At 59.6% G+C, this 21,999-nt stretch carries 24 protein-coding genes; 11 read left to right on the forward strand and 13 right to left on the reverse strand.

What is annotated here, in order from left to right:
- The first annotated feature begins 6 nt into the window (after positions 1 to 6).
- Entirely contained in the window at positions 7 to 411 is a 405-nt protein-coding gene (locus tag AGR13A_RS08970; protein ID WP_035224220.1) for a hypothetical protein, read from the forward strand.
- A 247-nt stretch (positions 412 to 658) separates the two neighbouring features.
- Here the strand turns inward: AGR13A_RS08970 and AGR13A_RS08975 are convergent, their stop codons facing one another.
- Positions 659 to 964, reverse strand: a complete 306-nt coding sequence (locus AGR13A_RS08975; protein WP_035224218.1) for a DUF1127 domain-containing protein — start codon at positions 962 to 964, stop codon at positions 659 to 661.
- A 93-nt stretch (positions 965 to 1,057) separates the two neighbouring features.
- On the opposite strand from AGR13A_RS08975, the gene AGR13A_RS08980 reads away from it, so the two are divergent.
- The 4 genes from AGR13A_RS08980 (at position 1,058) to AGR13A_RS08995 (ending at position 5,773) form a co-directional block, all read left to right on the forward strand.
- Entirely contained in the window at positions 1,058 to 2,476 is a 1,419-nt protein-coding gene (locus AGR13A_RS08980) for an aminotransferase-like domain-containing protein (protein ID WP_035224216.1), read from the forward strand.
- A 107-nt stretch (positions 2,477 to 2,583) separates the two neighbouring features.
- The gene (locus AGR13A_RS08985; RefSeq protein WP_035224214.1) at positions 2,584 to 3,174 is read left to right on the forward strand and encodes an acyloxyacyl hydrolase; all 591 of its coding nucleotides are present in this window, start codon (positions 2,584 to 2,586) and stop codon (positions 3,172 to 3,174) included.
- 114 nt (positions 3,175 to 3,288) lie between these two features.
- Entirely contained in the window at positions 3,289 to 5,523 is a 2,235-nt protein-coding gene (purL, locus tag AGR13A_RS08990; RefSeq protein WP_080834847.1) for a phosphoribosylformylglycinamidine synthase subunit PurL, read from the forward strand.
- 16 nt (positions 5,524 to 5,539) lie between these two features.
- A complete protein-coding gene (locus AGR13A_RS08995; protein ID WP_003507909.1) occupies positions 5,540 to 5,773 on the forward strand; it encodes a BolA/IbaG family iron-sulfur metabolism protein in 234 nt (77 codons plus the stop codon).
- A gap of 140 nt (positions 5,774 to 5,913) precedes the next feature.
- Here the strand turns inward: AGR13A_RS08995 and AGR13A_RS09000 are convergent, their stop codons facing one another.
- A complete protein-coding gene (locus tag AGR13A_RS09000; protein ID WP_080834849.1) occupies positions 5,914 to 7,062 on the reverse strand; it encodes a hypothetical protein in 1,149 nt (382 codons plus the stop codon).
- A 110-nt stretch (positions 7,063 to 7,172) separates the two neighbouring features.
- Here AGR13A_RS09000 and AGR13A_RS09005 point away from each other — a divergent pair, with 110 nt between their 5' ends.
- The 4 genes from AGR13A_RS09005 (at position 7,173) to AGR13A_RS09020 (ending at position 9,668) form a co-directional block, all read left to right on the forward strand.
- Positions 7,173 to 7,421 (forward strand): hypothetical protein, encoded by a 249-nt coding sequence (locus AGR13A_RS09005; RefSeq protein ID WP_080834852.1) that lies wholly within the window; start codon positions 7,173 to 7,175, stop codon positions 7,419 to 7,421.
- Entirely contained in the window at positions 7,418 to 7,849 is a 432-nt protein-coding gene (locus AGR13A_RS09010; RefSeq protein ID WP_080834854.1) for a hypothetical protein, read from the forward strand. The genes AGR13A_RS09005 and AGR13A_RS09010 overlap by 4 nt, the downstream gene beginning before the upstream one ends.
- A gap of 137 nt (positions 7,850 to 7,986) precedes the next feature.
- Positions 7,987 to 8,322, forward strand: a complete 336-nt coding sequence (grxD, locus tag AGR13A_RS09015) for a Grx4 family monothiol glutaredoxin (RefSeq protein WP_080834857.1) — start codon at positions 7,987 to 7,989, stop codon at positions 8,320 to 8,322.
- Between the two features lie 137 nt (positions 8,323 to 8,459).
- Positions 8,460 to 9,668 carry a multidrug effflux MFS transporter gene (locus tag AGR13A_RS09020; RefSeq protein ID WP_035224204.1) on the forward strand — a complete coding sequence of 403 codons (1,209 nt, stop codon included), beginning with the start codon at positions 8,460 to 8,462 and terminating at the stop codon, positions 9,666 to 9,668.
- Positions 9,669 to 9,895: 227 nt separating this feature from the next.
- Here AGR13A_RS09020 and AGR13A_RS09025 read toward each other — a convergent pair whose 3' ends face one another.
- The 5 genes from AGR13A_RS09025 to rpsD form a co-directional block, all read right to left on the reverse strand.
- Positions 9,896 to 10,720 (reverse strand): inositol monophosphatase family protein, encoded by an 825-nt coding sequence (locus AGR13A_RS09025; protein ID WP_080834859.1) that lies wholly within the window; start codon positions 10,718 to 10,720, stop codon positions 9,896 to 9,898.
- A gap of 30 nt (positions 10,721 to 10,750) precedes the next feature.
- On the reverse strand, positions 10,751 to 11,578 hold the full coding sequence (locus tag AGR13A_RS09030; RefSeq protein ID WP_080834861.1) for an inositol monophosphatase family protein: 828 nt from the start codon (positions 11,576 to 11,578) through the stop codon (positions 10,751 to 10,753).
- Between the two features lie 16 nt (positions 11,579 to 11,594).
- A complete protein-coding gene (ttcA, locus tag AGR13A_RS09035) occupies positions 11,595 to 12,536 on the reverse strand; it encodes a tRNA 2-thiocytidine(32) synthetase TtcA (RefSeq protein ID WP_167377450.1) in 942 nt (313 codons plus the stop codon).
- 61 nt (positions 12,537 to 12,597) lie between these two features.
- Positions 12,598 to 13,527 carry a glutaminase gene (locus AGR13A_RS09040; protein WP_035224194.1) on the reverse strand — a complete coding sequence of 310 codons (930 nt, stop codon included), beginning with the start codon at positions 13,525 to 13,527 and terminating at the stop codon, positions 12,598 to 12,600.
- 68 nt (positions 13,528 to 13,595) lie between these two features.
- Entirely contained in the window at positions 13,596 to 14,213 is a 618-nt protein-coding gene (rpsD, locus tag AGR13A_RS09045) for a 30S ribosomal protein S4 (protein ID WP_003520423.1), read from the reverse strand.
- A 451-nt stretch (positions 14,214 to 14,664) separates the two neighbouring features.
- Here rpsD and AGR13A_RS09050 point away from each other — a divergent pair, with 451 nt between their 5' ends.
- Both AGR13A_RS09050 and AGR13A_RS09055 read left to right on the forward strand, forming a co-directional pair.
- Positions 14,665 to 15,648 carry a TerC family protein gene (locus tag AGR13A_RS09050; RefSeq protein WP_080834864.1) on the forward strand — a complete coding sequence of 328 codons (984 nt, stop codon included), beginning with the start codon at positions 14,665 to 14,667 and terminating at the stop codon, positions 15,646 to 15,648.
- A gap of 124 nt (positions 15,649 to 15,772) precedes the next feature.
- Entirely contained in the window at positions 15,773 to 16,291 is a 519-nt protein-coding gene (locus tag AGR13A_RS09055; RefSeq protein ID WP_080834865.1) for a hypothetical protein, read from the forward strand.
- A gap of 3 nt (positions 16,292 to 16,294) precedes the next feature.
- Here AGR13A_RS09055 and AGR13A_RS09060 read toward each other — a convergent pair whose 3' ends face one another.
- From AGR13A_RS09060 to AGR13A_RS09085, 6 genes are all read right to left on the reverse strand, one after another.
- Positions 16,295 to 17,812, reverse strand: coding sequence for an ATP-binding protein (locus tag AGR13A_RS09060; protein WP_167377533.1), 1,518 nt, complete (start codon positions 17,810 to 17,812; stop codon positions 16,295 to 16,297).
- Between the two features lie 126 nt (positions 17,813 to 17,938).
- Positions 17,939 to 18,826: an EamA family transporter gene (locus AGR13A_RS09065; RefSeq protein WP_080834869.1), complete on the reverse strand. Its 888-nt coding sequence runs from the start codon at positions 18,824 to 18,826 to the stop codon at positions 17,939 to 17,941.
- Positions 18,827 to 18,861: 35 nt separating this feature from the next.
- Positions 18,862 to 19,500 (reverse strand): LysE family translocator, encoded by a 639-nt coding sequence (locus AGR13A_RS09070; protein ID WP_080834871.1) that lies wholly within the window; start codon positions 19,498 to 19,500, stop codon positions 18,862 to 18,864.
- 185 nt (positions 19,501 to 19,685) lie between these two features.
- A complete protein-coding gene (locus AGR13A_RS09075) occupies positions 19,686 to 19,925 on the reverse strand; it encodes a hypothetical protein (RefSeq protein WP_080834873.1) in 240 nt (79 codons plus the stop codon).
- A 377-nt stretch (positions 19,926 to 20,302) separates the two neighbouring features.
- Entirely contained in the window at positions 20,303 to 21,124 is an 822-nt protein-coding gene (murI, locus tag AGR13A_RS09080; protein WP_080834875.1) for a glutamate racemase, read from the reverse strand.
- Positions 21,108 to 21,950, reverse strand: coding sequence for an RNA methyltransferase (locus AGR13A_RS09085; protein WP_035224320.1), 843 nt, complete (start codon positions 21,948 to 21,950; stop codon positions 21,108 to 21,110). Before AGR13A_RS09085 ends, murI begins: the two co-directional genes overlap by 17 nt.
- Positions 21,951 to 21,999 lie beyond the last annotated feature (49 nt).

Raw genomic sequence — 21,999 nt, forward strand, 5'->3', positions numbered from 1 at the left:
GACGCGATGAACCGCCTGTTCCGATCCCATGCCCCGAAGGCCGCTGGATTGCTTTTCGCCGCCGCAGCGCTTGCCGCATGCCAGCCCAAGCCCCAGCCGGTATCATCCGTGTCGCGAGCGGCATTGCCGACCATGGAACGGGTCGCGCTGGGCGCGAATGCCTGCTGGTTCAAATCGGGCGATCCGGCCTTCAAGGCCTATCGCCTGGCGCCGGAACTGAATTCCTTTTCTGGCCGCCCGCGCATCCTGCTCGTGCCGCGCAACAGCCCGGAATCCCGCCCCATGCTGGTGGTTCAGGCCGAGGGCAACCCGGCAAAGCTCGACGCTTTCGGTCCGGTGATGAACGACGCCGTTGCCGGCCGCATCGCGACCGACGTAAAACGCTGGGCGAATGGCGGCAAGGGTTGCTGATTTAGCGACCCTGATGTGTTCTGTTAAAGATTTGACGACAAGGCCGCCCCGCTCGCGACGTCATCCTCGGGCTTGACCCGAGGATCCACGGCCGAATGAAAACGGGTCCTCGGGTCAAGCCCGAGAACGACGGAGGGTGGAAGATTCAATACAAAAAGACCCGCCGCGCCGGTTGGGACTGGCGTGGCGGGCCTGCCGAATGGCTATCAGGCACCGGGGAAAGATGGCGCCGCTCTCCGGCAGAAAATCAAAGCGGCCGCGTTGGCCACGAGAAAAGCTGCGACTTTGCGGCCTCCTTCAAGGCCTCGTCGCGCGTCACGCCAATATCCTGCAGAAGATCGTCCGACAGTTCCCGCAAAGCGAGCCGTCCCTGTCGTTTATCGTGCCAATTGAACAAGCCCGTAATCAGGCGACCAATAAGCGTGCGAGCGATCTCAGCCGGATACGGCGCCGGTGCGACCATGTCGCCGGCATCGCGGAACACGCGTTCCCGTTCGTAACCGTCAGGATAAATTGTATCCGTTGTCGAAAGGTATTGATCCATCTTGCGCATATTGCACCTATTGTCTCCGTGCGTTCAGCCTCAGTTAATGCATCCAATAAATACAATTGACTTGCACGTAGATACAATGCATAAATTGTCACCATGACAAATTGGCTTCCCGACATTACCGAGGGCAATGGGCCCATTTACCTGCGCCTTGCAGACAGTATCGAAGGTGCGATTTCGGATGGCATTCTGAAGGCCGGTTCAAAATTGCCGCCGCAACGCAATCTCGCTTATGATCTGGGTGTGACAATCGGCACAATCAGCCGCGCCTATGCGCTCATCCACGAGCGTGGTCTCGTCAGCGGCGAAGTCGGGCGTGGCACCTATGTCAATGAGAGCAAGACCCCCGCCCCGTCGTCACGTATCGAACCCGCAGCGTCCGCATTCGGCGGCACACGCCACCCGATCGAGACCAGCGCGGAGTTCCGGCTGAACACCACTGCCGCACCCGATGTCGGCCAGAGCACGTTGATCACCCGGCATATCGAGGCCGTCACCCGGGACCATCCCTTCGAAGTGACCAACTACACCCGCGCGCTTCCAGACAGCTGGTGTATGGCGGGCGTTCGCTGGCTTTCCCAGAACGGCTGGTCGCCAAAGCCGGAAAACATCGTTTCGACGCTCGGCGCCCACGCCGCGGTGATGAGCGTGGTGACGGCGATGACGGCGCCGGGCGACCGGATCGTTTTCGAGCCCCTCACCTATTCCCATATCAGCCGCAGCGCCGCATTGGCCGGACGGCGGGTAACGCTGGTGGAAGCGGATGAGAAGGGTATTGTCCCCGACGATTTCGAACGCGTCTGCGCCCAGCAGCACCCCAAGATGATCTTCCTGATGTCGGCGGGCCAGAACCCGACCTGCGCCACCCTGCCCGAAGAGCGGCGGCGTGCGATCGCCGATATCGCCCGTAGATACGGCGTATGGATTGTCGAGGACAATCTCTATGGCGCCATGACCCGCGAGGCGATCCCGCTGATTGCCGAATTCGCGCCCGATATCACCTTTGTTGTCGGCGGCCTGTCCAAATCCGTTTCCGCCGGTGTCCGGGGCGGCTGGGTCGCCTGCCCGGCGCAGTTCTCGTCTAGGATACGCATTTCGCATTCGATGATAACCGGCGGTCTGCCCTTCATGCTGGCCGAACTGAATGCACGGCTCGTCAATAGCGGCGACGCCGATGACATCCGCAAGGATTGTATTGCCGAGATCAACCAGCGTGAGGCGATCGCCAGACGCGTTTTTGCCGGGCTGGAATTCAATTCCCTGCCGGATATCGCCTTCTTATGGCTGCGGCTGCCCGAACCCTGGCTTTCCGGCACGTTCCGCAATGCCGCCATGAAGGAGGGCGTGCTGATCGACGACGAGGACGAGTTCAAGGCCGGGCGCACGGAGAAGGTTTTCCACCGTGTCCGCATCAGCTTTTCCGGGCCTCCCAAACGCGAGGATCTGACCCATGCCTTCGGCACCTTGCGGCATCTGCTCGACAATGGTTCGGCCGGTTATGAAAGCGAGGCGTGAGCGGGAACGAGTCTTTCCTGCAACACGACCTCTAATTCAGTAACTCATCATTTACCAAACCGGCGAATCTGCCATCCTTTCCCTACTTCGCAGCGGGGAATGATTCGATGGCAGCATTCGGTTCCACTTCCGCCAGGGCATTCTTCGCTCTTGTGATGGTTTTCGCAGCATATGTGTTGACTGATATGACGCCGGCCATCGCCGCAGATGGGACCGTTTTCGATGAATTGCGTTTCGGGGTCACAACCTCGCTCGCCAATCGCGATGACGGCGGCGAAGACGGCGTTTTTCCAGCCTTCACCGCCTATTTCGATCCCTTCGCCAGTGCCTCGGCCGTCACCCTTGGCGAAAAGCTCGCTCGCCCACGACTGCATCTGGGTGCGGAAATCGGCACCGAGGGCGAAGCGAATACCATTTACGGCGGCGTCAACTGGACCTTCGACCTCAATCCGAAGATTTTCGTCGATCTCGGCTTCGGCGGCCTGTGGCATGACGGCAGGCTGAGAAACGGTCCGGGCGAAACCGGCGCGGAATTTGGCTGCCGCGTGCTTTTTCATGAATATGCCGCCATCGGATATCGCTTCAACAGCAACTGGAATATCTCGACCCAGATCGAACACGCCTCACATGCCAATCTGTGCGACGGCCCCAATGACGGGCTGACGCGTGTAGGACTAATGGTCGGCTACAAGTTCTGAATAAGCCAACAAAGCAGCGCTTTGCCGGCAAAACGGCGCATTTTCCTGTCGCACGATCAAGCCTCTTGCGCTAAAGAACCGGAAACTTTCCTCGGCTCGAACCGCGTGAGACCTATGTCTATCTCAAATTCCATCAAGATCACCCCGGAACTCGTTGCATCCCACGGGCTGAAGCCCGACGAATACCAGCGTATCCTCGACCTGATCGGACGGGAGCCCAGCTTTACCGAGCTTGGCATTTTCTCGGCCATGTGGAACGAGCACTGCTCCTATAAGTCTTCCAAGAAGTGGCTGAAGACCCTGCCGACAACAGGACCGCGCGTCATTCAGGGCCCCGGCGAAAACGCCGGTGTGGTCGATATCGACGATGGTGACTGCGTCGTCTTCAAGATGGAGAGCCACAACCACCCGTCCTATATCGAGCCCTACCAGGGTGCGGCAACCGGCGTCGGCGGCATCCTGCGTGACGTCTTCACCATGGGCGCACGCCCGATCGCGGCCATGAACGCCCTGCGTTTTGGCGCGCCGGATCATCCGAAGACCCGCCACCTCGTGGCCGGCGTCGTCGCCGGTGTCGGCGGTTACGGCAATTCCTTCGGCGTGCCGACTGTCGGCGGCGAAGTGGAATTCGATCCCCGTTATAACGGCAACATCCTCGTCAACGCCTTTGCCGCCGGCCTTGCCAAGTCCAACGCGATCTTCCTCTCGGAAGCCAAGGGCGTCGGCCTGCCGGTCGTTTATCTCGGTGCGAAGACCGGCCGCGACGGCGTCGGCGGTGCGACCATGGCGTCCGCCGAATTCGACGAATCCATCGAGGAAAAGCGCCCGACCGTTCAGGTCGGCGACCCCTTCACCGAAAAGTGCCTGCTGGAAGCCTGCCTCGAGCTGATGAAGACCGGCGCTGTCATCGCCATTCAGGACATGGGCGCCGCCGGCCTCACCTGCTCGGCCGTTGAAATGGGCGCCAAGGGCGATCTCGGCATCGAACTTGACTTGAACGCCGTACCGGTGCGCGAAGAGCGCATGACGGCTTACGAAATGATGCTGTCGGAAAGCCAGGAGCGCATGCTCATGGTTCTCGAGCCCTCCAAGGAAGAGGTCGCCAAGGCGATCTTCGTCAAATGGGGTCTGGATTTCGCGATTGTCGGCAAGACCACCGACGACCTGCGCTTCCGCGTGCTGCACAATGGCGAGGAAGTCGCCAACCTGCCGATCAAGGAACTCGGCGACGAGGCTCCCGAATATGACCGCCCATGGACGCCCGCCAAGGTGCCCGCGCCGCTGGCAGAAAACGACGTCCCCGCCGCCGATATCGCCGATGCGCTGGTATCGCTGGTCGGTTCGGCCAACAATTCCTCGCGCCGCTGGGTTTACGAACAATATGACACGCTGATCCAGGGCAATTCGCTGCAGCTTCCCGGCGGCGATGCCGGCGTGGTGCGCGTCGAAGGCCATGACAAGAAGGCGCTCGCCTTCTCCTCCGACGTCACACCGCGTTATGTCGAGGCCGACCCGTTCGAAGGCGGCAAGCAGGCCGTCGCCGAATGCTGGCGCAACATCACCGCAACCGGCGCTTTGCCGCTGGCGGCCACCGACAACCTCAATTTCGGCAACCCCGAAAAGCCTGAAATCATGAGCCAGCTGGTCCATGCCATCAAGGGCATCGGAGAAGCCTGCCGTGTGCTGGAATTCCCCATCGTTTCTGGCAACGTCTCGCTCTATAACGAAACCAATGGCCAGGCGATCCTGCCCACCCCCACCATCGGCGGCGTTGGCCTGCTGAAGGATTGGGGCCGCATGGCGCGCATCCGTTTCGCCGCCGCTGACGAAGTGGTGCTGCTCGTTGGCGCCCCTGCCGGCCTCGGCACGCATATCGCCCAGTCGGTTTACATGCGTGACATTCATGGCCGCATCGATGGTCCGGCACCGCATGTCGATCTGGCCGCCGAAAAGAAGAACGGCGATTTCGTCCGTACGCTCATCACGGATGGTCTTGCCACCGCGGTTCATGATTGCTCTTCGGGCGGCCTCGCGCTTGCAGTTGCCGAAATGGCGATTTCGTCGGGCATCGGCGCAACCATCGACGCGGTCGAAGGTCACAACCCGGTCCTCACCTTCTATGGCGAAGATCAGGGCCGTTACGTTCTGACGGTCAAAAAGGCCGATCTCGACGAGGTGCAGGCAGCAGCGAAGGCGGCGGGCGTTTCCTGCCCGGTTATCGGCGTTACCGGCGGTGCGAGCGTAAAGCTGGGCACGGCGCGGGCTGTCGAGATTAAAGAATTGCACTTGGCCTATGAATCGTGGTTCCCTAAATTCATGGACGGCGAAACTTTGCTCGCCGCAGAATGAATTAAGGAGAAACACCATGCCCATGAAACCCGGCGACATTGAAGACATGATTAAGGCGGGAATTCCCGGGGCAAAGGTCACGATCCGCGATCTGGCCGGTGATGGCGATCATTACGCGGCTGAAGTCGTTGCGGAAGCATTCAAGGGCAAGACCCGCGTGCAGCAGCACCAGATGGTCTATGACGCGCTGAAGGGCAATATGGGCGGCGTTCTGCATGCGCTTGCCCTGCAGACCTCGGCTCCCGAATGATGGCGCCCGTGAAAACGGTTCCGGCAACGGCACGTCTCTGTCCCGCCTGCGGCAGAGCGTGAAACTTGCGGAATAAATCAAGGCCCGCGTGATACTCTCACGCGGGCCTCTTCATGTCCGGCCGAGTGGATCAGCGCCGCTTACAGGACTGGCGGCGTCTGCGAATCCAGATCGGCAAAGGAGGCGGCAGGCAAAGGCCCCGCCGTCAGCAGGGTAAAATCGTAACCGGATTTGCGATCCGGCCCCAGAACATATTGCCGGTGCATGCGCAGGAAGTTGCGCTTGTTCTTCTTATAACGCTCCGGCGAAAGCGAATGCTTGAAGCGGATCGGCACGATCTTCGGCTGCGGCGCATCTTTATGGCCGGTTAAGCCCACGGTATTGCACCGGTAGAGGTGGATAGGATCGGTCAGGCACTGGATATCGAACCATGTCACCTCCGGGTGACGGGCGATCGAGCCGACGCTTTCGCGAAGCCTGCCCGCACTCGTCAGGAACGCACATTGCAGCGCCGCCCCGCCCAAGGTCGCGAAGGACAGTTTCCGGCCATCCAGCGCATCCGGCTTCAGTTCCAGCACACGGCCGATCACGGCGAGCGCAAGGCTGGCGCCCATGCTGTGGGAAACCACCAGAACCTCATCCGCGGGCTGCTCCAGCGCCGTCAGAACAAGTGCTGCCCTCTCCTCGATCCAGTCACGGGCAATCGGCTCATCGCGGCCAACCGCGAGCGCGAAGCGCCAGTCCGCATAAAGATGCAGGGTGTGAAACCGCTCCGCAAATGGCAGGAACACCTTTACGAAAAACAGGGCGGCGGCGGGAAGGCTGATCGCGAGAAGCCAGAGCGGCAAACCAAAAAGCCATGGTGAAAGCGCAATGCCGACAGCAAGTGCACCGCCGACAAGCATCAGCAAAAACGGGAAGATGAAGAACAGGCCAAAACGCCAGGCGTGGCGGAAATAGCGCGCAGCACCGCCCTCACTGACAATGCCCGCCCCGGCCTTGAACCCGAGCAATGTCTGGCGCCAGACCGGCGCATCCCGCAACTGCGAGATAACGTCGTTATGGTCATAGACAAAAATCTCCGAACGCGTCCGCCAGTCGCCCGCCGAGGCCTCTACCGTGAATGTCTCACCCGCCGGCGAAGTCTCCAGCGCTCCCACCTTATAATCGACATCCCATGTCTTGCCGGCCAGCGCCGCTGCCCGCTGGTAACGCAGGTGATGGGCCGCCGCATCGAGCGGATCGAAACCGGGGAAATAAAGAACAAGTCGTGACTTGACGGTCGGCATGCATAAACCTTCAGGCTAGAGACACCCGAAAGGATCGCTTGATACAGTGGGCGATGCACGTATAGTAAAAAACGCGACGGAAATGTGATTTATTTATTGGCGAGGGAAATTTGTCTGGCATCGTCGATCAAGTGCTCAACGGCGTCGTCAAGGGCGCGCTGTCTGAAATCCTCACCAATACCGGCATCCGCAAAACGCGCCGGGCGCGCCGAACGAAAAGTACCGGCTCGCTTGCCGGCGGCATCGTCGGATCCGTCCTCGAAGCAGCACTCAACGCCGCCGTCAAACCCAAGCCAGCCAAGAAGCAGGTGAGCAAAAGACGCACAGCCGCTGCCCGCAGCCGGCAGAGATATAAATGATGCGTCGTCTCCGCCTGCTCCCCATTTTTTTGCTGCTGGCGATTTCCGGACCGCTGCAAGGCACCGCAGAGGTTGAGGACGGCAAAGACATCAAAGTCGGCTTCATCGTGACGCTCGCTAGTGCTGACAGGATATCCGGCACAGCCTTCTGTAAGATAGGCGAAACCTGCCGCCTCGTAGAACAGGAAAGTCCTAAACTAATTATCGATATTAAAGCGGGTCGCTTCACCAGCGAGATAAAAATCGTTTGCGAGGATGACTGCTCACTGAATAGTGGCGGGGACACGTTGCCGTTCGAGAACAAACAAGAGCTCAATATTTATAATGGCAGAACAGGTCCGATAATAAAACCAGTCTTCACGCGGCGCGAGCCAATCGGAAAAATAGTTCTCGACTTTTCTTACCCGAAGAGAACGACGCGCTGGTAACCGGAGTTTCGACCCGCAATCAGCGATGCCACACCCGCAGTTTTTTACGCTTTCCGGGTGGAAATCGCGCCGCGACATGTTATTTAGGAACAAACAGAAAGCAGCGGCCTTGAACCGCATGTGAAAGGAATAGGCCTATGAGCGGCATTCACGACATGATCGACATCGAAGTGAAGAGCAACGATATCGTTCTTTTCATGAAGGGCACCCCGCAATTTCCGCAGTGCGGTTTTTCCGGCCAGGTGGTACAGATCCTCGATTATCTCGGCGTCGACTACAAGGGCATCAACGTGCTTGCCGATGCAGATATCCGCCAGGGCATCAAGGACTATTCCAACTGGCCGACCATCCCGCAGCTCTACGTCAAGGGCGAATTCGTCGGCGGCTGTGACATCGTAAGAGAGATGTTCCAGTCCGGCGAACTTCAAAACCACTTCCAAGAACAGGGTATCAGCGTCCGCGGCGCGGCCTGATTTCGGCCGGTTCATCCGGCCCACCCTGATTGTCAGAAATTTATGCCAGGCGTTGCTTCATGCAACGCCTTTGCCGTTCTTTTTGGGGCAATCCTGTGACAGAACTTTCACAATCCACCGCTTCGCGCGCAGGCTCGATGGGGCGCACGGAATTCATTGCGCTGGCCGCAATGCTGATGGCGCTGAACGCGCTCGCCATCGACATCATGCTGCCCGGCCTTCAGGAAATCGGTGCATCGCTGGGCGTGGTCAATGAAAACCACCGCCAATATGTGATCTCCACCTATCTCCTGGGCTTTGGCGTCGCCCAGCTTCTATATGGGCCGATCTCGGACCGTTTCGGACGCCGCAAGCCAATGCTTGTCGGGCTTGCGATCTACATCGTTTCAGCCCTCGCCGTTGTCTTTGTACCGTCCTTCTCCGGCCTGCTGCTGCTGCGTTTCATTCAGGGCATCGGCTCGGCGGCGACACGCGTCATCACCATCTCGATCGTGCGCGACATCTATGGCGGCCGCCAGATGGCGGAAGTCATGTCGCTGATCATGATGGTCTTCATGGTCGTTCCGGTCATCGCGCCCGGCACCGGCCAGATCGTGCTGTTTTTCGGTAACTGGCACCTGATCTTCGCCTTCATGGCGGCAATTGCCGCCGTGGTGACGGCCTGGATGTATTTCCGCCTGCCGGAAACGCTGCATCCGGACGATGTCCGCCCTTTCACCGCCCGTTCGGTGCTTGGCGGCTTCAAGATCGTTCTCACCAACCGTATCGCGCTCTGCTACACGCTCTCCAGCACCTTCATCTTCGGGGCACTGTTCGGCTTCATCAACTCGGCTGAACAGGTCTATAAGGGCATCTATGGCCTCGGCGCATGGTTTGCCGCCGCCTTTGCGGGCGTCGCCCTGTTCATGGCCTTCTCGTCCTTCATCAATGCAAGGCTGGTCGGCAGGTTCGGCATGCGCAAGCTGTCGCACGGATCGCTGCTCGGTTTCATCGCCATCACCTTCGTCTGGCTGGTGGTGCAGGTGCTGGGACCGGAACCGATGCCTTTCGCGATCTTCATCGTGTTCTTCGCGCTCGCCATGTTCCAGTTCGGCTGGATCGGGTCGAACTTCAATTCGCTCGCCATGGAGCCGCTCGGCCATGTCGCCGGCACCGCCTCCTCCGTCATCGGCTTCATGGGTACGGTCGGCGGCTCGCTCATCGGTGCCGCCATCGGCCAGGCCTTCGATGGCACGGCGCTGCCAATGGTGGCAGGCTTTTTCGTCGTCTCCATTATCGGCCTGATCTTCGTGCTGATCGGCGAAAAGGGTATGCTGTTTCAGGCGCACAACAAGCCGACACGGTAAGGGCGGTTAGAAAAATAAAAGGGCGCGGAATTTTGTTCCGCGCCCTTTTTTATTTGTCTGCCAATTGCGCTTCGCTTTCAACGTCATCCGTTCTCCGCTCTCGGCGTCATCCTCGGGCTTGACCCGAGGATCCATCGCCTCAACCACCTGTGGATCCTCGGGTCAAGCCCGAGGATGACGGATGTGAGACCGGTAAACTTCATCGAACCGCAACGTGGTCGCGCAACTCAAACCGTGAAAATCTTCTCGCGCAGCAATTCCCAGGTCTCCTGGTCCGGCGCAAGCAGCAGTCCGCCATCCACATGACGCGGCAGATAGGGCGAGCCGTCGAGACGGGCCGCATAAGCGCCCGCTTCCTGCGAAAGCAGCGTGCCGGCCAGATGGTCCCAGGGCATCAGCTTGTTATACATCAGGAAATGCATGTGGCCGCCGCAGAACAGGCGGTATTCATGCGCCGCGCAGCGATAGCTGGTGAAGAGCCGCACATCGGCGAGGTTCGTCAGAATCTTGCGGCGGGTCTCCACATCGAAATAGCCGGTATTGGCGATGCCAACCATCTGCGACAATTCAGGCGCCGGTACCACGGACATCTGCGTCTGCGCGCCATCGGCGCTGCAAAGCCACGCACCGGAGCCCTTTTCGGCAATCGCCCAATCATTGCCCATCGGGTCGAAGATGAGGCCCGCGACAGTCTCACCCTTGGAGATGACACTCATCATCACGCCGAAGAGCGGCAGGCCGGAAGCGAAATTATAGGTGCCGTCGATCGGATCGACCACCACGGCAAGATCGGCGTCGGCAAGCTTGCCAAGCAGCGAGGCATCCGCCGCCACCGCCTCTTCGCCGATGAACAGCGCCTGCGGCATGATTTCCTGCACGCGGGCGCGGATCAGCCGCTCGGCGGCCTCGTCAGCCTCGGTGACGAGATCGATCGCCTCGCTCTTGATCCGCACATCGCCTTCGCCCAGATTGCGGAACCGCGGCAGGATTTCCACTGCCGCCGCCTCCTGAAGCGCGTTGGCAAGAGAGGCGATGTCGAGTTCGATAGCCATGGGCGAGATCCTTCTGTCTAGGCGTAAAACTTATAAAGCCACGATTTCCCGGCGCAGCATCTTCCAGCTCTCCTTGTCGGGGGCCGACAGGATGCCACCCGTCGTCTGTCCCGGCCGGTAGGGCGTGTTGTCGAAACGGGCCGTATAGCCGCCCGCTTCCTGATGGATAAGAACACCGGCGAGATGATCCCACGGCATCAGCTTTTCATGGCCGATGAAATGCAGCTTGCCGGCCGAGGCGAGCCAATATTCATGTGCCGAACAATTCAGCGAGAGCGCCATCTTGATCTTCGCCATATTGGCGGCAATCACCGGACGGCGATCCTCGTGGCTATGGCCCCAGGAAAAGATGCCGACCATTTCGGATAGTGGCGCGGGATCCGCGACCTTGAGCTTCGCCTGCGAACCGTTCTTGCGGTTGAGATAGGCCCCCTCGCCCTTGAGAGCGACGATGGTATCGCCCATGACAGGATCGTGGATAATGCCCGCCACCGTCTCACCGTTAACGGTGACCGCGAGCAGCGTGCCGAAAGCGGGAAAGCCGGCAGCATAATTGAAAGTGCCGTCAATGGGATCGATCACGAAGGCAAGCGGCGCATCGGCAAGCGCGGGAATGACGGACTGATCCGCGTCATAGGCCTCTTCGCCGACGATATGGGCCTTTGGAAATCGCTCAAGCAGCGCGGCGGTGATCGCCTTTTCCGCCAGAACATCGGCCTCGGTAACGAGATCGACGGCAGAGGTCTTTTCGGAGATTGCGCCGGCGCTCAGGTTTCGGAAGCGGGGCAGAATTTCATCCACACCGGCAGCAGCAACGGTGGAAACGAGGAAGTCGATATCTTTGTCGGAAAGGGTCATCGCGCGGGGCACTTCTTCATAAGGGAGGGCGGGCCTCCGTACGCTCTTCAGGTGACGCGCCGGTGACAGCGAGCGCGGAAAAATCAAAAAGCTTCGGATCGAGCAGATGCGACGGATTGACATGGGCAAGCGCCCTCAGCATCACATCCTTGCGGCCGGGCATACGCCTTTCTATGTCGGCCAGCATCTCCTTCATCGCATTGCGCTGAAGCCCGTCCTGCGAGCCGCAGAGATCACAGGGAATGATCGGAAATTCCATCGCCGCCGCGAATTTCGCCATATCTTCCTCGGCGCAATAGGCAAGCGGGCGCATGACCATCAGGTCACCCTCATCATTCAAAAGCTTCGCCGGCATTCCGGCCAGCCGGCCGCCATGGAAGAAATTCATGAAGAAGGTCTCAAGAATATCCTCGCGATGATGGCCAAGCAGCAGCGCGTCGCAGCCCTCTTCCCGCGCGATGCGGTAGAGATTGCCGCGCCTGAGCCGCGAACAGAGCGAACAGTAAGTGCCGCCCGAAGGCACCTTTTCCTTCACCACGGAATAGGTGTCGCGATATTCGATGCGATGGGGGACACCGATCTTCGCCAGATACTCCGGCAACACGTGCTTGGGAAAATTCGGCTGGCCCTGATCGAGATTGCAGGCAACAAGTTCCACCGGCAAAAGGCCACGCCATTTGAGATCGAGCAGCAGCGCCAGCAGCCCATAGCTGTCCTTGCCGCCGGAAAGGCCGACAAGCCAGCGCTTCTGGCCATTCAGCATGCCGAAATCGGTAAAGGCCTGGCGCACATTGCGCAGCAGCCGTTTGCGCAGCTTGTTGAACGACACCGAACGCGGTGCATTGTCGAACAGGGGATGCGAGCTGCCGTTTTCTTCGGACGCTTCCTGATCCGCCCCAATCTGGTCGGCCCCGGCCTGATCTACAAAATCATCGATCTTGGTGAGAATGTTCATCATCAGCTCGCTCCGGCACGACTGCCGTTCTACATGCAGGCAATGCCCCCATCCGCCGGCAATATCAAGCCCCGAATACCGACCAGCCGGTTTTCGTCGCCAGCATTTCCAGCGCATGTGACCCAAGCGCCGAATTGCCGACCTTGTTGAGGCCCGGTGACCAGACGGCGATGGACGCGTTCCCCGGCGCCACCGCCATGATGCCGCCGCCCACACCGCTCTTGCCCGGCAGACCGACATGATAGGCGAAATCACCCGATCCGTCATAATGGCCACAGGTCAGCATTAGCGCATTGATACGCCGCGCCCGGCGGTCCGAGACGACCGTGTGGCCGGTCAGCGGATTGCGGCCGCGATTGGCGAGGAAGAGGCCGGCGCGGGAAAGCTGCGCGCAGGTCATGGAAAGAGCACACTGATGGAAATAAACGCCGAGCGTATATTCCACGGGGTGGTGCAGATTGCCGAAGGACCGCATGAAATTGGCAAGCGCGAAATTGCGGAACCCCGTCGCCTGCTCGGATTTTGCCACCGTGTCATCAATGCTGATCGTATCGTCATCGGCGAGATAACGGACGAAGCGCAGAAGCTCGCCAATCGCCTCGCGCGGCTGATGGCCGGAAAGAACGATATCGGTGACCACGATGGCGCCGGCATTGACGAAGGGATTGCGTGGGATTCCGTGCTCGTGCTCCAGCTGGACGATGGAGTTGAAGGAAGAGCCTGAAGGTTCGCGCCCCACCCGGTTCCACACCGTTTCCCCCGCCTTGCCGAGCGCCAGCGTCAGCATGAAGACCTTGGAGATGCTCTGGATCGAAAACGGCGTGAGCGCATTGCCGGCCGTATAGGTGGTTCCATCGACAGTGGTGATGGCGATGCCGAACTGGTTGGGATCGACCTTGGCAAGTTCGGGAATGTAATCCGCAACCTTCCCCTCGCCGAGCCTCGGCGCCATGCTGTCATAGATGGAATCGACGATCGCCTGAATGTCCTGCATGCAAAGCCTTCCCCACAAACAAAAAAGCCGCCCCGAAGGGCGGCTTCCTGAATACTGAAACGCGTCGATTAACGCGAGTAGAATTCGACGACCAGATGCGGTTCCATGACGACCGGGTACGGAACGTCGGAGAGAGCCGGAACGCGGGCGTAGGTCGCAACCATCTTGTTGTGGTCAACTTCGATGTAGTCCGGAACGTCACGCTCAGCGAGCTGAACGGCTTCCAGAACGGTTACGAGCTGCTTGGACTTCTGGCGAACTTCGATAACGTCGCCCGGCTTGCAGCGGTAAGAACCGATGTTGACGCGAACGCCGTTAACCGTGACGTGGCCATGGTTGATGAACTGGCGCGACGCGAAAACGGTCGGAACGAACTTGGCGCGGTAGACGATGGCGTCCAGACGCGACTCGAGCAGGCCGATCAGGTTCTCGGAGGTGTCACCCTTGCGACGGTTTGCTTCGTCGAAAGTGGCGCGGAACTGCTTTTCGCGCAGTTCGCCGTAGTAGCCCTTGAGCTTCTGCTTGGCGCGCAGCTGCGTGCCGAAGTCGCTCATCTTGCCCTTGCGGCGCTGGCCGTGCTGGCCCGGGCCGTATTCGCGGCGGTTAACCGGGGACTTCGGACGACCCCAGATATTTTCGCCCATGCGGCGGTCAATTTTATACTTAGCCGATTCGCGCTTGCTCATCGTATTTCCTTCTCAAAAGGTTATGCCGGTTGTTGCCAAACCGGTTCAAGGAAACACGCCCTCCTCTGAAGCCCGTTTCAGGGCCTCTGACAGGCTTCTCACATGCAAATGGAGAAACCACGGGACATGTCGGTGATATTGACCGCCGAACGTCAGCTATTACACTGCAAGGCAGTCAACAAAACACACCGGACATCACTGCCCGGCGTTGGGGCGGCTTCTATAGTCGTTTTACAAATTTGTCAAACAGCGCCTGCCGATTTTTTTCTTGGACCTGCCCTTGAAAACATCGAGCGGCCACCCATTTACCCATCGTGATCAGAACTCGGGCCCCTCTGACGTGTTACCGGACAACACGTGATGTCGAGTTTCTTTAGGTTGGGGCCCACGTATATTCTTGACACACGTTCCCCATCCGCAAAGCCAACCTCGTCCGGCTAAAGGTTGACTGATGGAGTTCCTCCTCAACGATTTTCTCGGTACCCCCACATGGATGTGGGCGGTCTTCATTTCTCTCGTCCTTGGCCTCCTGGCGCTCGATCTCGGCGTGCTGCACAAGAATTCCAAGGAAATCGGCATTCGTGAAAGCCTGCTGATGTCCGGCTTTTACATCGCCATCGGCTTGGCCTTTGGCGGCTGGATCTGGTACCAGTCCGGCCAGCAGTCGGCGATGGAATATGTCACCGGCTTCGTGGTCGAAAAAAGCCTGGCGATGGACAATATCTTCATCATCGCCATGATCTTCTCCTATTTCGCCATTCCCCGCCAATATCAGCACCGTGTGCTGCTCTGGGGTATCCTCGGCGTCATCGTCCTGCGCGGCATCATGATCGCCGGCGGCGCGGCCATCGTCGAAAACTTCCACTGGGTGCTTTATCTCTTCGCGGCCTTCCTCGTCTTCACGGGCCTCAAGATGCTGTTCTCGTCCGACCATGACGAATCGGACATCGGCAATAACCGCATCCTGAAATTCCTGCGCAGCCGCCTGCCGGTGACGGAGAAGCTGCATGGCGAAAAATTCTTCGTCAAGGAAACGGATGCGACCACCGGCAAGCTGAAGACCTTCGTGACGCCGCTCTTCCTGGCGCTCATCATGGTCGAAATCGCCGACCTGATCTTCGCGGTCGATTCGATCCCGGCAATCTTCGCGATCACCACCGATCCGTTTATCGTCTACACCTCGAATATCTTCGCAATCCTTGGCCTGCGCGCCCTCTATTTTGCGCTCGCCGCCCTGATCCACCGCTTCGCTTATCTGAAATATGCGCTGGCTGCGGTTCTGGTCTTCGTCGGTTCGAAGATTTTCGTCGCCGACATGCTGGGCATCGCCAAGATCCCGCCCGCCGTCTCGCTCGGCGTCACCGTCGCCATCCTCGCAACCGGCATCATCGGTTCGCTGATCGCGACACGGAAAGAAGTGAAGGCAGTCGAGTAATGATGAGCAAGGAGGAGGCGATGACGCCTCCTCTTTCTTTTTTGATAGTGAAAATATAAACTTCGGACTATTGCTGCCGAGACGAAAATCTATTTGCTCCAATATAGAAACTCATTGCGTTAAGATGACCTTTGAACTCGTAGATCAGGCCATTTCCGAACAGAAATTCTGGCGCACGAAGGAAATCCTTCAAGGCAGACTCAGCCATCCTGAAATCAATCTGGCGCTCTTTCAAAAATATGGCGAAGTGCTGCTTGAGATGAATGATCTCATCGAAGCGGGGCGTATGTTGTTCTGCTCAGGCGCAAGGGACGAGCGCTTCCGGGAAGCGATTGATATCTTCCTCTCAAGAAATGACAGGCGCGAACCGCAACGCTTTCTGGCGCAGTTGCCCTCTTCCATGAGACGGCAATGGCATCTGGCGGAGTTTATCGCTTCACCGGAATTCGAACGCAGCGGATGGACCGCGGCGCAGCTCTCCCACATCCTTCCAATACAAACGGATATTGGCGCTCGTCCCTATCAACGGTCGCATCGCATGACCTCGATATTGGTGATCGTCTCTTTGGTCTGCGTCCTGGCCCTCAGCCTTGTCGGCCTCTACACGACAATCGGCTCCGCAATGCGGCTTTTTGCAGAATAGCGATTACTCCGCCGCAAGCCGCGTATCATCCTCAGCCGCATCCGCATCGCCGGGTGCGGTTTTTGCATCGAGATCGGGGAAAGCCACTATGCGCTTGCCGGAGAAGTCGGCATGCACCACCACAAGCTCCTTCTCTTCGAAGTAACCGAGCAATCGCCGCGCGCGGCGGGCGGAATGGGTGCCATAGGCCCGGGCAATGCGGGCATCCGATGGGCAGGGTTCTTCACCCAGCGCCGCCTTGACCAGCAGCAGGAAGACCCCCTGCAGATCGTCGGAAACCGACATGGACAGTTCCAGCGCCTTTTCCCAGCCTTCGCTCGCCGCCATCGCCGCATCCACACCGGAGCGGGCAATCGCCACCTGTCGGCGGAATTCCGCCAGCGTCATCGGCGTGCCGGGAATACGGCGCATGCGGGCGCGCACCAGAAAATCCTGATAAAGCACCGCATCGGTGCGGTAGGCCGATTGCGGATCGTCGAGAATTTCAACGAGAACCGCACCGATCTTTTCCTCACGTTCTTCCGGCGTCAGTTCCGGCTGACCTGCGCGCGGCGATTGCTCCGGTGAAGGACCGACGGCGGCGGGTGTGGAACGGGAGAGCTCTGCCAGAATATCCGTGGTCGGACGCGGCGCGGGCGGCGTGCGGCGCACGGCGGCGCGCGTAAACTCTTCCGGATCCGGCGTGAAGATCAGGTCCTCCACATCCTGCGGTGCATCCGGCAGCGGCATCAGCTTCGGCGACGAGGAGCGCGCCGAGGTCTCCACCGCTCCAATGACGATGGGCAGCGGGCGACGCGACAGCGCCGGGCCGAGCGCCACGAAATTGCCGCGCTGCAGATCGCGAAACATTTCCGCCTGTCGCCGGTCCATGCCAAGAAGGTCAGCAGCGCGCGCCATGTCGATATCAAGAAAGGTGCGGCCCATCAGGAAGTTCGAGGCTTCCGCTGCCACGTTCTTGGCGAGCTTCGCCAGACGCTGCGTGGCGATGACGCCGGCAAGCCCGCGTTTACGCCCACGGCACATCAGATTGGTCATGGCGCCGAGCGACGCCTTGCGGGCATCTTCCGTCACCTCGCCGCCGACGGAGGGCGCAAACATCTGCGCCTCGTCCACCACGACAAGCACCGGGTACCAGAATTCACGATCCGCATCGAACATGCCGTTGAGGAAGGCGGCGGCGGCCCGCATCTGCTGTTCGATATCAAGGCCTTCCAGCGTCAGCACGCAGGAAACGCGGTGCTGGCGAATGCGGTTGGCGATACCTGCAAGTTCCGCTTCGGTGCGCTCGCCATCCACCACCACATGACCGAACTTGTCGGAAAGCGTGACGAAATCACCCTCGGGATCGATGATGACCTGTTGCACCCATTGCGCCGATTGCTCGAGCAGCCGGCGCAGAAGATGCGACTTGCCGGAACCGGAATTGCCCTGCACCAGCAAACGTGTCGCAAGCAATTCCTCGATATCGAGCTTGGCCTGCTGCCCGCCCGATAGAGTTCCCATGTCGATGCCGACCTGCAATGTTTCGTTCCTTGTCCTGCATGTCATCCGGCCGATTCCCGTGGCGGCGGCCGAACATGCTCTTTACCAAAAAATCGCCGATTGCGTCTGCCCCATGCCGGTAATGCACAGGCAATTACGCCCCATCTATGCGGCTCCGGATGAGACCCGCAAAAATGCAAGCCGTCTGCCGAACACATTCAGCATCAGCCCGATGATGACCAATGCGGCGCCGACCACTTCAAAGACGGTGATATGCTCTGCGAAAGCAAGATAGGCGCTGATGAAACCGACAATCGGCACCAGCAGTGAAAACGGCGCCACCGTTCCGGCCGGATAACGCAGAAGCAGGTAACTCCAGATGCCCGCGCCAACGATGGTCGCGCCATAGGCCATGTAGATCACCACCAAAGCCATCGTCGGCGTCGCGTTGAACAGCCCTTCCGCAATCGCATCAGGTCCTTCCACCACCAGCGAAAGCAGGATCAACGGCAGAACCGGCACAAGGCTCGTCCATGCAACAAAGGAAACCGCATTCACCTGGCCGATGCGGCGGTTGACGATGTTGCCACAGGCCCAGGCAATGGCCGAGCCGACCCCCATCAGGAGCGGTATCAGCGCTGCCGCCGTCATGCGCTCCACGCCAATGACCGCCAGCCCGCCGAAAGCAATGATCGCGCCGACGATCTGCGAGGGCAACGGCCGCTCGCCAAGAAACACCACGGCAAGCGCCAGCGTGAAAAAGGCCTGCGACTGCATGACGAGCGAAGCAAGCCCCGCCGGCAGGCCAAGCTTGATGGCCGGGTAGAGCAGGCCGAACTGCACGAAACCCATCGCCATGCCGTAAACGATCATATGCCGCCACGGCACGTTGGGTTTCGGCAGGAAGAACACCAGGGGCACGGCCGCAAAGAGATAACGCACCCCCGTCAGGAACAATGGCGGCATATCGGCGACGCCAACCTTGATGACGACGAAGTTGAAGCCCCACAAAAACACGGTGATCAGGGCGAGAAGTATATGCGGCAATGCCATTTTGTTGTGTCCGAATTTCAGGTGATCGAGGCGCTTTACGCCGAAACCGCCCTCTTCCAGCCGAAGGCTATGAGACCGGCACCGATCAGGAGACCGCCGCCCGTGCGGTTGACGATGCGCTGAACCTTCGGCTTGCGGATCGTATTGCGGGCAGCACTTGCCAGAAGTCCATAAAGCGCCGCATTGACAGTGGCAAGCACCAGGAACGTCACCTCGAAAATCAGCACCTGCGGCCAGAAGGGCGATGTCGGCACCAGAAACTGCGGCAGGAAGGCCACGAAGAACACGATGCTCTTCGGGTTCAGCGCGGTGACGATATAGGCATGCAGGAAAATCTTGAGCGGCCTTTCGCGACCGGTCACGCCTGTCCCTTCCGCGCCCTCGCCGCTGACCGGTGAACGCCACAGCTTGATGCCGAGATAGATGAGATAAGCCGCACCGATCCATTTCAGCCCGGTGAAAAGCGCCGCCGATGTGGCAAGCAGCGCGCCTAGCCCCAGCATCGAGGCCGTCATGGCGGTAAAATCACCAAGCGCCACGCCCGTCACCGTCGCCGTGCTCGCCTTGCGGCCATGGCCGAGCGCGTAGGAAATCACCAGCAGGATCGTCGGTCCCGGAATGGCGAGCATGATGGCGGATGCGGCCACGAAGGCCAGCCAGTTTTCCAATGGCATGATGGGTCTCCTCTATCCCGAGTCTTGAGCAAGCCACGGAAAATGTTTCGCTTCAAGCCGGATTTTACAAACCGTGCAGCACGCTTGTAACAACCCGAAAACGTCCCTGTAGTATCTTCCCCGCCGCCGGCGGGCAAAGTTCGATACGGCCCCTCCCGCATCTCTGCACGGGAGAGGCCGTCACATCAAAACCGGGGCGCCCAATGAGGAACCTCCCAATCCCGCCGTCGCTTTACGCGCGAGGGGTCAAGGCCGATATCGACCAGAAGGCGCTCCGGCAGATCGGCAGGATCAGTCGGCGGCGCACGCGGCACCAGTGCGGCAACGAGAACCGCCTTCAGGGTTTTCCAGACGCCGAATGTGACGAACAAGCGATCGACCGCATCCGGCAGCGCATATGCTACCAATGGTTGATTTTTCTGCATGGGAAATCCATCCCGGCGCGGCAAGGCGGCCAGGTCCTTTATCGATGGAAAACGACATGCCGGAAGCGCGGACGCAGCAGCAGGGGCCACGCGGACGCACGATCACATGTCGAACGAAGTGAAAATGCCAAACGGCAAGGAAATCAGGCTTTAAGCCTTATCGGAGGGAGATGCCTCGGGTCACGTAGCCGCAGGACATCATGCCGGAAAGGCCTGACATGCCGTTAAGGCGTATATTCATATGATCAGTCATTCCACGCCTCCATTTATAGCGGTTACAGACGATGAGCATCTTACACAAGAAATACGGCGCGACAAGTGGTCGCAATCTCGAATTGCAAAAGACGGATAAATTAGATGCAAAAATACAACAGGCTTCAGACCAACGACACACTGAGGCCAAACCCCTGCATCAGCCGCCGCGTGGCGAAGTCGGGCTTGCCTGAGGTGAAGACGGCAAAGTCAAAACCATCGGGATGTTCCGCATCCTGTGGCAGCGGCACCAGATGGCGGGCGCGCCGGGCAATCGCCTCGGCAGGGTCGAGCCAGTCCACCGGCCAGGGGGCCAGCCTGCGAAACACATTGGCCATGAAGGGATAATGGGTGCAGGCAAGAACGACGATGTCGGTGCGCTTGCCATCGCTGTCGATGAAGCAGGGTTCGATTTCGGCAAGCACGGCTTCGTCCGAAACCGGCTCACCCCTGATCCAGCTTTCGGCCATGCGCGCCAGATTTTCCGATCCGACGAGCCGGACATGGCACTGGGTGGCGAAGGACTGGATAAGATCACGCGTATAGGCACGCTTGACGGTGCCCGGCGTCGCCAACACGGAAACGAGGCCGGAACGGGTGCGCTCGGCGGCGGGCTTGATGGCGGGCACAGTGCCAACGAAGGTCATCTGCGGAAAGCGGGCGCGAAGGTCGGCCCCGGCCAGCGTGAAGGCGGTGTTGCAGGCGATGACGCAGACTTCGGGACTATAGTCTTCAAGCAGCTTTTCGAAGAGCGAAAGGATGCGCTCCTTCAACGCCTCCTCTTCCCAGCCGCCATAGGGAAAACCCGCATCGTCGGCCACATAGATGAAACCGCGCTCGGGCATCAGCACCCGCGCCTCGCGCAGCACGGTCAGCCCGCCAATGCCGGAATCAAACACCAGCACCGGTTTCAGCACATCGGCTGCGGCCTCACTCGTCTTCAGCATTCTCCCCGGTTCCTTTCGGCAATGTTCCCTCTGCCGTTCCCGCCCGGCCTGCCTGCTTTGGCCATTGCCGGGGAAAACGGTCGAGCGAATTGATCACGCCACGGACAACACTGATTTCCTGCTCGGAAAAACCGCGTCTCGACAGCACTGCGCGCAGGTTGTCGACCATTTTCGGCTTTTTTTCGGGCGGATGGAAATAACCGCGCGCATCGAGCGCCTCCTCGATATGCTCGAACAGGCCAAAGACCTGTTCCTTGGTCGAAGGCCGCTGCTCGACAGACTGGAAAAGCGTTTCGCCCAGATCGTCCATGCCGGATTTCATCCATTCATAAGACATCAAAAGCACGGCCTGCGCGATGTTAAGCGAGGCGAAAGCGGGATTGACCGGAAATGTCACGATCTCGTCGGCCAGCGCCACTTCCTCATTGGTAAGACCCCAGCGCTCGCGCCCGAACAGGATGCCGGTTCTTTCCCCCGTCTTGAACTTTGCACGCAACGTCTCGGCGGCGGTGACCGGAGCGCGGACCGGCTTGAACCCGTAACGCTCACGCGCGGTCGTCGCATAGACGAAGTTCAGGTCCTTGATCGCCTCTTCCAGCGTCTCGAACACCTTCGTCCCGTCAATGACGTGATCAGCCTTGGAAGCGGCGGCGCGGGCCTTCTCGCTCGGCCAGCCATCGCGCGGATTGACCAGGCGCAATTCGGCGAGCCCGAAATTGGCCATCGCCCGCGCCACCATGCCGATATTTTCGCCGAGCTGCGGTTCGACCAGAATGATCGCCGGGCCTTCCGCCACAAGTTCAAGCTCGCTGTTTGTGCCTGCCATCGTCGTTTGTCCGTGTGTTGAAGCGTCGCATCGGTTTTCGAGCCGATGC

The sequence above is a fragment of the Agrobacterium genomosp. 13 str. CFBP 6927 genome (genome assembly GCA_900012615.1).
Classification (GTDB): Bacteria; Pseudomonadota; Alphaproteobacteria; order Rhizobiales; family Rhizobiaceae; genus Agrobacterium.